The 13,068-nt window shown below is 32.1% G+C and carries 15 protein-coding genes; 11 read left to right on the top strand and 4 right to left on the bottom strand.

All coding sequences use genetic code 11. The features are described 5' to 3' along the window. Nucleotides 1–331: 331 nt before the first annotated feature. Nucleotides 332–682 (top strand): cyclophilin-like fold protein, encoded by a 351-nt coding sequence (locus AW732_RS00030; RefSeq protein ID WP_067956795.1) that lies wholly within the window; start codon nucleotides 332–334, stop codon nucleotides 680–682. Here the strand turns inward: AW732_RS00030 and AW732_RS00035 are convergent. Then, nucleotides 664–951 carry a 30S ribosomal protein S25 gene (locus AW732_RS00035; RefSeq protein ID WP_067956671.1) on the bottom strand — a complete coding sequence of 96 codons (288 nt, stop codon included), beginning with the start codon at nucleotides 949–951 and terminating at the stop codon, nucleotides 664–666. The two genes, AW732_RS00030 and AW732_RS00035, sit on opposite strands and share 19 nt — an antisense overlap. A gap of 136 nt (nucleotides 952–1,087) precedes the next feature. On the opposite strand from AW732_RS00035, the gene AW732_RS00040 reads away from it, so the two are divergent. Beyond that, nucleotides 1,088–1,300 (top strand): hypothetical protein, encoded by a 213-nt coding sequence (locus AW732_RS00040; RefSeq protein WP_067956672.1) that lies wholly within the window; start codon nucleotides 1,088–1,090, stop codon nucleotides 1,298–1,300. Here AW732_RS00040 and speY read toward each other — a convergent pair. Continuing rightward, the gene (gene speY, locus AW732_RS00045; protein ID WP_067956799.1) at nucleotides 1,297–2,367 is read right to left on the bottom strand and encodes a deoxyhypusine synthase; all 1,071 of its coding nucleotides are present in this window, start codon (nucleotides 2,365–2,367) and stop codon (nucleotides 1,297–1,299) included. The genes AW732_RS00040 and speY overlap by 4 nt on opposite strands. A 99-nt stretch (nucleotides 2,368–2,466) precedes the next feature. On the opposite strand from speY, the gene AW732_RS00050 reads away from it, so the two are divergent. From AW732_RS00050 to AW732_RS00070, 5 genes are all read left to right on the top strand, one after another. Next, nucleotides 2,467–2,820, top strand: coding sequence for a hypothetical protein (locus AW732_RS00050; protein WP_253805507.1), 354 nt, complete (start codon nucleotides 2,467–2,469; stop codon nucleotides 2,818–2,820). 118 nt (nucleotides 2,821–2,938) lie between these two features. Further along, entirely contained in the window at nucleotides 2,939–4,807 is a 1,869-nt protein-coding gene (locus tag AW732_RS00055) for a threonine--tRNA ligase (RefSeq protein WP_067956676.1), read from the top strand. Nucleotides 4,808–4,812: 5 nt separating this feature from the next. Beyond that, nucleotides 4,813–5,685 (top strand): agmatinase, encoded by an 873-nt coding sequence (speB, locus tag AW732_RS00060; protein WP_067956678.1) that lies wholly within the window; start codon nucleotides 4,813–4,815, stop codon nucleotides 5,683–5,685. 235 nt (nucleotides 5,686–5,920) lie between these two features. After that, nucleotides 5,921–6,370 (top strand): hypothetical protein, encoded by a 450-nt coding sequence (locus AW732_RS08475; RefSeq protein WP_067956680.1) that lies wholly within the window; start codon nucleotides 5,921–5,923, stop codon nucleotides 6,368–6,370. Nucleotides 6,371–6,486: 116 nt separating this feature from the next. Beyond that, a complete protein-coding gene (locus AW732_RS00070; protein WP_067956682.1) occupies nucleotides 6,487–7,059 on the top strand; it encodes a CDP-alcohol phosphatidyltransferase family protein in 573 nt (190 codons plus the stop codon). Between the two features lie 81 nt (nucleotides 7,060–7,140). Here AW732_RS00070 and AW732_RS00075 read toward each other — a convergent pair whose 3' ends face one another. Next, the gene (locus AW732_RS00075; RefSeq protein ID WP_067956689.1) at nucleotides 7,141–7,428 is read right to left on the bottom strand and encodes a 30S ribosomal protein S26e; all 288 of its coding nucleotides are present in this window, start codon (nucleotides 7,426–7,428) and stop codon (nucleotides 7,141–7,143) included. A 262-nt stretch (nucleotides 7,429–7,690) separates the two neighbouring features. Between AW732_RS00075 and AW732_RS00080 the strand changes: the two genes are divergently transcribed. Together AW732_RS00080 and AW732_RS00085 are read left to right on the top strand one after the other, a co-directional pair. Further along, on the top strand, nucleotides 7,691–8,563 hold the full coding sequence (locus AW732_RS00080; protein WP_067956803.1) for a PfkB family carbohydrate kinase: 873 nt from the start codon (nucleotides 7,691–7,693) through the stop codon (nucleotides 8,561–8,563). 40 nt (nucleotides 8,564–8,603) lie between these two features. Further along, nucleotides 8,604–9,602: an NAD(+)/NADH kinase gene (locus AW732_RS00085; RefSeq protein ID WP_067956692.1), complete on the top strand. Its 999-nt coding sequence runs from the start codon at nucleotides 8,604–8,606 to the stop codon at nucleotides 9,600–9,602. Nucleotides 9,603–9,930: 328 nt separating this feature from the next. Here the strand turns inward: AW732_RS00085 and AW732_RS00090 are convergent, their stop codons facing one another. Next, nucleotides 9,931–10,530: a helix-turn-helix domain-containing protein gene (locus tag AW732_RS00090; RefSeq protein WP_067956695.1), complete on the bottom strand. Its 600-nt coding sequence runs from the start codon at nucleotides 10,528–10,530 to the stop codon at nucleotides 9,931–9,933. A gap of 281 nt (nucleotides 10,531–10,811) precedes the next feature. On the opposite strand from AW732_RS00090, the gene AW732_RS00095 reads away from it, so the two are divergent. Continuing rightward, entirely contained in the window at nucleotides 10,812–11,198 is a 387-nt protein-coding gene (locus AW732_RS00095) for a hypothetical protein (protein WP_156416031.1), read from the top strand. After that, complete coding sequence (locus AW732_RS00100) at nucleotides 11,191–12,909, top strand: hypothetical protein (protein ID WP_067956701.1); 1,719 nt, start codon at nucleotides 11,191–11,193, stop codon at nucleotides 12,907–12,909. The genes AW732_RS00095 and AW732_RS00100 overlap by 8 nt, the downstream gene beginning before the upstream one ends. Nucleotides 12,910–13,068: the final 159 nt, after the last annotated feature.

Genomic DNA, 13,068 nt, shown 5'->3' on the forward strand with positions numbered 1-13,068 from the left:
TGTCTGCAAATTCTCAACACTGATCGCCAACAAAATTGATCAACATCCTGATTACACCTTTTGAAACATCTAATGGTCTATGAGTTGCAAGGAAGGATTTGTTCACAATTACTCCTATTTTGAGATACTATCAAAGAAGATGTGCATTCATTGCGGAAAAGAAGAACAATGACTCATGTCAGTATCACCCATACAAAAAAGACGTAATTTTAGCCAAAAACCGCCTTAAACAAAAATCAGACATGGTAACAAAACAAATGTTAACATGTAATAATCTGATTAATTTAAGATCAAATTGAGTATGTCTTCAGTCTCACGAAAACAGTTGATCTTGGAAATAAATGGCAAAGTAAAGTTGTCTTGTGATCTAAAGAGACATCTTTCTCCACGAACTGTTGGAACAATTATGAGATCCTTGCCTTTGGAAGGAAACTCCCATTTGTTAGGTCAAAGTATTGTTTATTTTGAAACTGATGTTGATTCTGGAATCGAAAGAGCAAGAACAGAATTTGTCAAAGGAGATGTTGCATTTTTACCATCTACTGGCAGTTTTTGTTTTTATGTTGGAAATGTCAAATCTGCCAAAAAAATGACCCCTATTGGTAAATTCACTGATACTGATAATGTCTTGAAGAATGTTAAATCTGGAGATGTTTTGCGTCTCTATGAAGAGACAACTTGATACAAATGATGTCCTGCATATCCGCCTACTTTTTTAACAGTACCTTTTGCAGTTGATTGTTTTAAGAAAGCATTTGCAGCTGATATTTTAACGCCAGTTTGTCTTGCTAGATCTTGAACTGTAACAACTTTTGCATTTTGAATTACTTTCATGGCTTGTTGTTCATTTAACATAACTGTGATTTCTGCTTTTTTAGGGCCTCCTTCACCTTTGTCTTTCTTACCTTTCTTGGAATCTCTAGAACCACTTGGTTTATTTCCTGCAGCCATGGTTTTAGAAAAAAATATTCCTATTATAAACGATTAATCGATTCATTTTGAGTTGTAATGGGACGATATTTTTAAAACAAATGAAATTTCTGTCAAAAATTTTCAAATATAAATAACATCATGATTATACTAAATCATGGGCATTGTTGCAAAAGGAGCTAAATGCAATGTTGAAGGATGTGATCAGGATGGATCTCGTTCATTAAACACTACAAAAGTTGAAAATGCAGGCTTGCGAGTGAATTCAAAGGGCAAAAAAACCATCTTATGTAAAGACCATTACAAAGAATGGAAAAAAGAATCCAAAGATGATCGTGAACTTGAACGTGCTCGATTTAACAAATTTTAATTTCTATTGGGACTATTGAAATAATCTTTACTTAGATTATCATATAATTGGCCGATTTTTTTGTAGAGTCTTTTTGGTTTTCGCTCTTTTTGATTACTGAGAACATAGAGTGCTAAAATTGGAAATGCAATTGTTGCATCTGCATAAACTGTGATTATTCCTTCGTGCGAATCTTGAATTTTTCCCCAGCTTTTACCTTCTTGTAATGTTGCTCCGGATAATCCGCCAGTGTCAGGACGTGCATCTGTGATTTGTATGATGTATTCTTGTCCTCCGTCATTTCTTCTTAAAATTTGATCTAAAAGTGGGCCTGTTTGCTGAGCAGTATTTTTTGGAACTCCTCCCCCCAATTCCAAAATTCCCGATTTTTTTGAATCATATACAATTGCTGCTTGTTCAATAATTTCTCTGACAAAATCCAGATCAAATTTTTTATCTTCTAATCTGTGTACTGCTAAATTCAGTGCCAATGACGAATCTTTCATTGTTGAAATGTATACTGGAACATCGTATTCATATGCTGTCGTAATGAAACTTTTTTCTGGATACTTTGCACTTTCTTTACTTTTTTTACCCAATAAATTACAAAACTCTGCTGTAGTAAATGATTTGTCTTGAAAATCCTTTTCAAACATTTTTTGAATTGTTTGATCTTCAGCTTCTAATGTTTCTTCAAATTTAATGTACACATCTCTAATTCGTACAATTTCATTTTCATATAGTTTCATGTCATCAACATCAAAACTTCCTTGTTTTACTGGCAATCCTAATGCAAAATGATCTTCGTGATACACATTAGCCCCCGTAGTAACTATCCAATCTACAAACCCTCTTTCAATCAATGTTTTAACAATTCCACCAAAACCTACTGGCGTCATTGCACCTGATATTGTAAGACAAATAGTTGCATCTTCTTCAATCATTTTTGCATATAGTTTTGCTGCTTCTCCTAACTGTCTACCATTAAAGCCTGAATTTGCAAACACTTCCACCAACTCTTCGATGTTCATTTTTGGATCTAATTTGATATGTGGAATATCTTTTCCATGAAATTGATGCGGATCCATTTTAACTTGGTTTTCTTTGACTGTAAATAATACTTGTGCTATGACTGAAATCAAAATTGATGCATTATTTCAAAATAAATTTACTTATCTACTGACAATTTGATTACTGATTATATGGATATAATTGACTTGTATGATCCCAGCAGAGTAGATAAAAATCCTGATGAGGTTAAATTTTTACTCCAAAACGGTAATTTCATTCAAGATGAATTTGAAATATCAGATATTGAATTACGGCTGTACTTGGAAAAAAAAGATGAAAAATTGGGCAATTATTCTTTGATTACTTCGTTTGTTAAAACAAACAAGGGAACAATTGAAATGATTTATGATGAGGGTTTTCTTGGTGAGGATGCCTTGTCCAGAGCATTTACATTTCTCACAACAAATTTGGGATTATCTGGATTAGTATTGAGATCTGTCATATCAATCCGCCAAAAAATATCTGATTAGTTTTTTGTTATTCTTCCAATATGATTTATTATTACATTGTTTATGTTTAATTTAGCATTCAATGTTGAATTTTTAGTAAATACTAACGATTTTAAACTGAGTATGAATAATTTCATTCATGCGAATTTTGCAATTACACTGTGATAGCATAGAATATACTCCTACAAAAAAGGAGATTAAAAGCGCAGAAGATATTGAAAATCCTGAAACTCAAAGACTAGAAGAATTAGTAGTTGTTTTTGTTGCCATTGAGGATGGTGATGATTCTAGTGTTGCACAAAATGCCATATCTCAAATTAAAGATTCTATGCAAAAAATTGGCTCTAAAAAATTATTGTTATATCCTTATGCCCATCTAAGTTCAAATCTTGCAAAACCTTCTGTGGCAATTTCTTTACTAAAAGAAATGGAATCTTTAGCTTCTGATTTGGATGTCTCTCATTCTCCATTTGGATGGACAAAATCATACAAGTTACAAGTGAAAGGACATCCACTAGCTGAAAGTTCCAAAGTTGTAACAAAAGATTCTACAACAGTAAAATCTGATTCTGAATTAACTTCTGAAGCATTAGAAGGTGAGTCTAAAATTCGCTCTATTTGGAAAATAATGTCTCCTGATGGAACAATGTCAAATATTGCTGATTTTGATTTTTCAAAACATCCCAAACTAGAAATTTTGGCAAAGTATGAAGCTGCAAAACAGCGTCATGTTGATCAACCTCCACCACATGTGGCATTGATGAAAAAAATGGGAATTGCCGATTATGAAACTGCATCTGATTCTGGCAACATGAGATTTTTTCCAAATGGTCGGTTAATCAAATCCCTCATTGAACGATATGTAACTGACAGAGTAAAACAATACGGCGGATATGAGGTAGAAACTCCAATTATGTATGATTCTGAGCATCCAAGCATGGTTAGTTATTTCAATCGTTTTCCTGCACGACAATACAATATTGATTCTGATGGGAAAAAATTATTTCTTCGATTTGCAGCTTGTTTTGGTCAATTTCTTATGGCAAATCATTTTCAAATGTCTTTCAAAAATTTACCCTACAAACTTTATGAACTTACAAGGTATAGTTTCAGACGAGAACAGTCTGGCGAACTAGTTGGTTTAAGGCGACTTAGAGCATTCACCATGCCTGATTGCCATGCATTTTGTGGCAATATGACACAAGCAATTGATGAAATTAAAGTTCGATTTGATTTATCTCAAAGTGTTCTTGAAAATCTTGGAATAGAAAATTCTGATTATGACATGGCAATTAGATTTACTGAGGATTTCTATAATGAGAACAAGTCTACAATTGAAGAATTAGTAAAAAAGAATGGAAAGCCCGTATTAGTTGAAATGTGGACTGAAAAATTCTTTTATTTTGTTTTAAAATGGGAATTTAATTTCATTGATAATCTTGGAAAAGCATCTGCTCTTTCTACAGATCAAATTGATGTTGAAAATGGCAACAGGTATGGAATTGAATTTGTTGATGAAAATAATAACAAAAAACATCCAATCATTTTACACAATTCACCAAGCGGTGCAATTGAAAGAATCATCTATGCATTATTAGAAAAAGCTGCTACTGATTCACATGAAGGACGAAAACCACAATTACCATTGTGGCTGTCTCCCACACAAGTTAGGATAATTCCGCTAAAAGAAGAATTTTATGATTTTTGTGAAAAATTGACTGATAGAATTTCTGAAAACTCTGTAAGAGTTGACATAGATGATCGAAATGAAAGTATTGGCAAAAGAATTCGTGAAGCTGAAAAGGAATGGATTCGCTACATTCTTGTAATTGGAGAAAAAGAAGCAAATTCTGAAAATCTAAGTATTAGAGACAGAACCACTGGCGCTGTAAGAGAATTGTCTTTTGAGGAATTCATTACTGAAATAAAAGAACAAACAAAAGATAAACCATTTACTGGTTTGAATTTCCCAAAACATATTTCCAAACGTCCAAATCTTATGGTGTAGACACTATGAGTTTTCTTGATTTATACATGAATAAGAATCCGTTAATCACTGGTTCTGATGAAGGCGGTGAACCGATTGCCACAATTTTTGGAGTTCCTTTTGACGCCACTCATTCTTACAAACCGGGTTGCAGGTTCGGGGCTGATGCAATTCGCGATTCTTTTAACAACATTGAAATTTTTCATCCTGAACTTGGCGTTGATTTAGAAACTGTAAATATTGAAGACCTAGGCAATACTCGCCATACTGTGGTTGCATCTGAAATGATTGATATGCTGAAAAAAATTACTACCGAACTTGTTTCTAAACAAAAACAACTTTTCATTTTGGGCGGTGAACACTCAATTACTTATGGGACGTACACTAGTTTTCCAAAAGAAACTGGTTATGTTGTTTTTGATGCACACTATGATTTGCGTGATGAATTTGCAGATATCCAATTAAGTCATGCGTCATACTTGAGACGAATTGTTGAAGAAAGAGGTGCTGAAAATATTTTACATGTTGGTGCTAGAGCATTTGTAAAAGAAGAGTTGGAATTTCTTACAGAAAATAAAATCAAGACTGTATCAGATAGAGAAATCAGGGATGGCAAAGGACCAACATTAGTAAAAGATTACATATCTACTTTTGATACTGTTTATTCTAGTTTTGATCTTGATGTTTTAGATCCTGCATATGCTCCAGGTGTTGGAAATCCTGAAGCTGTGGGAATAACATCTAGAGAATTATTTGACATGATTAATTCTTTTGAAGAAACAAAAGTAACTGGAGTGGATATTGTGGAATTAAACCCTTACCATGATAATGGTGCCACCGCATCATTGGCTGCAAAAATTATCTCTACTATGATTGCCATAAATGTGGCTCAACAATAATTCATTTTTCAAATAATTATTGTCATTTCATAATTGTCCAAATCCATGACGGGGAATTTAATCTCAATTGAACATATTGACTTTATGAGGTGATGTTTGAAAATGCCCCCTCTGCTTTTACCGTTTTTTGCGTAAATTATGTTATTATTAACAGTAAACATGACTAGATCTTTGACATTTTCAAATTATTTTGTTATTAGATACATTAACTAAATCCAATTTGTGAAATTTTGTTATGGGCAAAGATGAATTTGACAAAGATGGATATCACAAAGCAACTGGAACAAAATTCAACATAGAGGGATATGATAAAGATGGTTTCAGTAGAAATGGGTATGATAAAGATGGTTTTGATAAAGACGGCATTCACATAGCAACTGGAACTTTGGCCAATACATCTGGATTAAATAAAGATGGAAATTATGAAGCAACTGGAACAGCATATGATAAAGATGGATATGATAAAGATGGTTTTGATAAAAAGGGATACGATAGACAAGGATATGATAAAAATGGATATGATAAAAATAATTTTAAGAAAGATGGCACTCACTTGGTAACTCATACCTTGTTTAATACTGCCGGATTCAACAAAGATGGATATCACAAAACAACTGGAACAAAATTCAACGAAAAAGGATATGATAAAGATGGTTTTGATAAACTAGGAAAGAATAAACAATAATTGATAAGTAATGAAGACTAATTAAAAAAAATTCTTAAACTTTTTGCTTAATTTGGTCATTAGAATGGCTCTGCTAGTGGAATCTAATTTATTAGATGGTATTTTGGGTTTAATTTGTGTTAAATAATTTACGTGAGACCTTGCGTCCTGCTCTTGAAAAAATGGGCAAAGGGTTTGCTGCAACTGGTCTGTCTCCAAATTTCTGGACTGTTGTGGGTCTAATTGTTGCATTATCTTCTGCTGTAGTTTATGGAATGGGAATTGAATTTGGTTTAATTATTGGCGGAATTTTGTTACTTGTTTCTGGCTTCTTTGATATGGTGGATGGTCAAGTTGCTCGCATTACTGGTAAAACTTCGAAAAAAGGTGAGTATCTTGATTCAATGTTTGATAAAATTTCTGAAGTTGCAATATTTTTAGGAATTTTGGTCGGCGGCTATGCTGAACCTTATCTTGTATTACTTGCAATCACTTTATCTTTACTAGTTAGTTATGCTAGAGCAAAATCTGATTTGATTGACATCAAACTTCAGGGAATTGGAATTGGTGAAAGAGCTGAAAGACTGTTAGTAATTGCAATAGTTGGAATTATTGGTTTTATGGATTATGCTGTAATAATCGTAGTAATAATTGCAGGAATCACATTAATTCAAAGAATGATCTTTACAACTAAAAACATCAAAGAATAATCAATTTCATTTGGTGAATTATAGGCCTCAGTACGAGTCTGCAATAATTAACCAAAGATGATGGTATGGTGAAGAATAATTTTATCGTAGTTTACCGCGTTTTCTTCTATTATCTTCTGATCTAATTTTTAGAATTTTAAAGTGAATTGCACATGAAATACAATAATGTTTCAATACTGTTGGTGATGCAATGTATGCACCTTGTGCACGTAATTCCTTTGCCAATGTATGTTCGACAAGATTTAGTTTAGAAGTGACTTTTTTGGCCTTGTCTTTTGGAACTGTTTGTCCGCAGTTTGTACATTGAACTGTTCCTGAAGATCCTTTTCCTCCTTTTGTTCGACCTCGACTTGCACGTTTAAGTGGCATAAAATTCAGCCATTTAGCCTACTTATAATCTTGTGGCTATTTTGAAAAAAACTACTATTTTATGCCTAAACAATGAAAAAATTTCATTTATGCTTTAATGCAAGCTTGACTAAGAATTTTTGATTAATTTGGAAGGATTATGTCATATTTGCTTCAAATCTGGAGTAAAATTGCATCTATCTAAAGGACAAATTTTGTGTTCTGAATGTCTAGAGAAAATTAATGCAAAAAACTAAATCTATTGGAATTAAATTCTAGTGAAATGAAAAAATTAGCAATTTATTCACATTGTGCATTAGACACCATTTCCATTGGAGGACATTCCTATGAACAAATTGGTGGTGCTGCATCTTACTGTGGAATAATGGCACGCGAATTCAAATTTGATGTTGATCTCTTCACAAAATATGGCTCTGACTTTCCCAAACAATATTTGCTTGAAAATAAAATTAATTTGATAAATCCTGATTCTAGCAAAAATACTACAAAATTTTCTATTTCCATAACTGGCAGTGATAGAACTCTAAAAATTGCAAATGAATGTGAACCTATAGAGTATTCTGACACTGATGCGGATGCTCATATTGTCAGTCCCATATTTCATGAAATTTCTCAAGATGTCTTTAAAAAAATTAAAGAAAATTCCAATTTCTTATTTGTCGATCCTCAGGGATTTTTGAGACAAAAAGATTCTGAAAATAATGTTTTCCTCAAAAAAACTGATCTTGATTTAACAAATGTAAATGCAATCAAAATCAATCCCGAAGAAGGTCAAAACATTGTTGGCGGTTCACATGATGAAATGATGCTTGCATTACAAAAAAAAGGAATTGAACATGTAATTTTGACAAACAAAACTGATGTGTCCATTTTGAAAAAAAATAGAATTTACTCTTTAAAATTGCCAAACAAGCAAGTTCATGATACAACTGGAATCGGAGATATATTTTGCTCAACATTTGCTTGTACGATGATTAAGGAAAAGGACTTTTTGTGGGCATTTTGTTTTGCAGCAGGTTCTGCACAGGCTGCACTAGAGTCTAACAATGTAGGATTGCAAAAAATTCCTAAAAAGGGGGCTGTCGAAAATAATGCTTCTTATTTTTATAATTTAGTAGATTTTAGAGATTTATGATACATTATTCTTTTATTATTCATTTGAGGTTTGTAGACTAATGCAAATTGGAATCTATGGTTCTGGAACTTCAGAATCGGCTTCTAAAACTATTAAAAAAATACTAAACAGTGCCAATATTGATTCATTTACCATTACAAAATCTAAAAACAAACCTGCCGATTACATTATTGTATTAGGCGGGGATAAGGGAGTCAGAAATTATTTTCATAAAACTTTTGATGCAACATCTCCCGTATTGGGGATCAATGAGGGCGAATCAAGTGGATTTTTAGCACAAATTGAATTAAGAGAATTTTCATCATATGTTGAAATTTTAAAAAGAGAAAATTTCAGTATTGAAGAGGTTCCAAGACTCGGAGTTAAAATTGATGGAAAAAATGTTTATCCTGTTTTAAATGACGTTGCAGTATTCTCATCTAAAAGTGCAATGTTGATGGAGCATACTTTGAGAGTAAACGGTGATGAGGTATGGCATGACAATGGTGATGGAATTATTGTTTCCACCCCGATTGGATCTTCGGCATACTCTATGTCTGTTGGTGGACCTGTATTATTTCAGGATTCTGCTGTTTTTGAAATTATTTCAGTCAATTCTCTTGACGTAACAAGAAGACCGTTAATTGTATCCAATTCAAGCTTTATAGAAATTGATGACATATCTGCAAGACTGCATTGCGAAGTTGTCTTGGACGGATTAGACAGGTACAAAGTAAAAAAGACTGTTGAATGTTCTAAATTCATTCCTCCTGCAAAAATTATTAGATTAAAAAAAGATACAACCGGAATTTCTGCACTAGCAAAAAAAGTTCATTTGGCCGAAGAACTATTGAGTATGCCTCCTAGCTCCAAATTATTGCTTAAAACATTAGAGTATGAGGGCGAATTGACCCAAAAGGACTTGGCAAACAAAACACTACTTCCTGATAGAACAGTTAGATTGGCATTAAGTCATTTACTCAAAAAAGGATATGTAAAAAAGAAAGTATCAATTCGTGATGCTCGTCAAAAAATTTATGAGATTTCTAAAATAAAGTAAATAATATGGATAAAATCCATCTAATTTAGTCATAGAAAATCAATATTTTTCATCGTTATTATTTATAAAAATTTAAATTTTTAACATATTTTCTATATTTGCAGTTAACTGGTTTTAATTGGTTTTTTTAAGCATATTTTTTATTTTTTCTATATGTTTTTTTTATTGAACTTTTTGCGTTTTCTTTGTTATATTTTTAGATTTTTTTAAAGAATTATTCAAAAATTATGATTGTTTTTTTCAAATCAAATAATTATTCCAACTGTTCTACTTTCAAAATTTTTCATCAATACTTTCCAGATTTTGTATCCTGAAAAAATTCCAGAATCTATTTTTTACGTCGCATACAATTAGATTCTGTGATTGTACTAGATATCCTAATCATTGTATTTGTTTGAAATTTTTTATCCAATGTAATTTTCTCTACAGGAAAACAATCTATACTAACCACAATGTCATTGACATTTACCTTATCTTTTTGAGTTGTGATTTTAATTCCCATGTTTGCAAACTTTTTATCTATAATTTTTTTTCCTCTGATAAAATCTTTTTTTAAAATTGCAATCTGGACTTTGTTTTGCATTTGATTTTTTACATATTTTGCCTTACTTGTACCTACAAATGCATAATTGATTTTATTTTTTTGACAAATTTCTGCTACAAAATCATGTGGGTCATCTACAATATTTCTTATCCATTGAGTAACCGCATTCATTGAATTTATTAGTAAATGATCTTTGTTTACCCTTACAGTGACTACTTTACCAATTTTGAGTAAACGAATTACTTCTAAATCTGCCAAGGCATGTACAATTCTTCTAACTGTTTGAAATGGAATTCCTGTTTCCTTTGCAATTCCAGATAATGTGTTTCCGTTTTTTGCAGAATTTACAATTTTGGCGTCTCTGAATATCGATATTGTTTGCATACTGTTTGTTATTTTTTTGAATTAATAAGATTTTATATTCTGACCAAATATGGTTATTTTATACAAAAAAGCCATCAATATTTCTCAATGAAGTGATTATCTCTTTAATTATTGCCTAAAATATGTAATATTTTATAATTATTGCATATATACCATATAGTATATAGTTTATATATTATGAAAGATCATATTTATATATTTAAAATATAAAAGTATTTGTTATGGCCAGGCCCAGTACATTAGACTCGATTAAGATAAAGAAAACACTTTATGGTCATTTTATGAATGGCATCGATCCGTTACCTGCTGCAAAAATAACCGGTTATGACATAAAGACAGTACGAAGACACTATGCTAAATTTATGGAACATGTAGAAAAAATTGCCGATAAAGATCTTGCAGAACATTTTAAAGCGAATCGTACAAGAGCCATATATTTTTACGATTTGCGGTTAGACAGGTTATTATCAGAAGAGGACCAACTAGAACTAACCATTTCAAAAATTAAACTAAATAATAATAATTTGAAGAAATATTCTTTATTAATGAAACGTTTAGAACAGGTCAAGCAAATGGTTTTGGATGTTTTTGATTTAAAGGAAAAGGTTTCAAACGCGCTATCATTTTCTGAAATAATTTATGTTGAGGGAACAAAAGAGAATGACTAATTCTCACAAAGAAGCAGCAAAAAGATTTATTCGTAAAAATAAAAAAGTCAGTGAAAAAAATTTACCTAATTTATCTGGGATGGATATTTTTGAGTGGAAAAAAACAGTCAAACCTAAAATTAACGGACGAGAACAAACTTTTCTTGCAGCCCCCTTTTGGACAGATATCTACAAAGATAACTCATCTCAAATATTTGTAATTGGAGGGAGACAGATATTCAAATCCACATGTGTCGGTGATTTTCTCATGTATTGGGCAACTACAAATAATCATTCACAATGTTGTTATGCCTCATTTGACAGAATTAATAAAAATGGATTTCTTCATCAAAGGTTTCAACATGAGATGATTGAGCAAAGTCCAATACTCTCTCAATTTCCACGATCCAAACTTGGAAATAATGATGAGGTATCACTAAAAAATGGCAGTACCATTTATTTCATAATTTCACATAATGACTATGTCCATGTAGAGGGAAAATCTCTGGATTTGATAATTCTAGATGAGGCTCAATACCAACCAATTGAGCAGATTGGTAAAATTACTCAAACCATGATGCAGACTCGTGGAAAATTAAAACTATTTGGGATTGGTGGGCCTGTAGGCTCGGCATATCACAATGAATGGCTAAAAACTAACCAATGTGAATGGGTTTATGATAATGATTATTGGCGTGATGCCTTGCAATTTGATGAAAATGGCTTGATTCATGGGCAATATCTGAATGACGTATTAAAAGGAACTTGGGTTGCACAAAAACCTGAAAATTCTGCCTATCCTGGTTATCACATTCCTCAAACAATATTTCCAACAATTCCGTTAACGAAAAAAGATGCTATTGAAAAATACAAAATTGATGCAAAATTCTCCATCGAATACCAAAAAGAACATCTGCCATTTGATAAATTTGAGGAACATGTTATGGGGAATTTTTACAAATCTGCAACAAATCCCATTACTCCTGAAATGGTTCGTGCATGTATGAAAAATGGTCGTGACATACAATTACTAACTCCAGTACAAATCAAATCACTCAAGGAACAATATGGAAATAAAATTAAAATTAGCATGGGCGTTGACTTTGGAAGTGCAAAAAATGGTCACACAGTAATTGTTATTTTGATAAAATGGCAAGAAAAGGGTTTGATTCAACTGGCACATTTAGACCAACGTAATGCAGAACACCAAATTATCCAAGCAGAAAATATCAACAAACTATTTCATAATTCCCTGTGCGATACAGGAGTTGGCGATTTGGGTTATGGTGCAACTCAAATCAAATTAATTCAAGATGGCGGTATTGGCCAAACCAATGGAGAACATATTGTAGGAATTGGTAGTTCCACTTTTGTTGGCTGTCGTTCTGTTAGTGATTTGTCTCAAGGAATCCGACATGATGTTGGAATAATTGATGAGCATGGTGACAAATCAGAAAAGTACTCTTTGGATAAAACTTGGGGAATATCTAAATTGATTAATCTATTTGAGAATCCTGGAAAATTTGTAATTCCATTCCACTATAACTATGAATATCAAACTAGTTGGTTGGTATCTGAATTATCCTCAATTTCCAAGGTAAACATTTCAGGAATTGACACACGACAAAATGCAAAACTTGAGTATAATCATCCACCAGATGCTGCAATGGCAATAATCTATGCATTAATTGCACTTGATCACAATGCTGATTGGAATTGGGTTTCTATGTGATTTGAATGACAAATAATAGAGTGATACTTTCCATGTTTTTCTTGTTTTATTCCAATTTTTTTACCGATAATATATCATCAAATGTCATTTTTGCCTAATTATTGTTGCAAGAAAAATCTTGGTGCCTACTGACTGCAATGTGTATTGTATGTTCTAATT

It is taken from the genome of Nitrosopumilus sp. Nsub, assembly GCF_001541925.1.
Classification (GTDB): Archaea; Thermoproteota; Nitrososphaeria; order Nitrososphaerales; family Nitrosopumilaceae; genus Nitrosopumilus.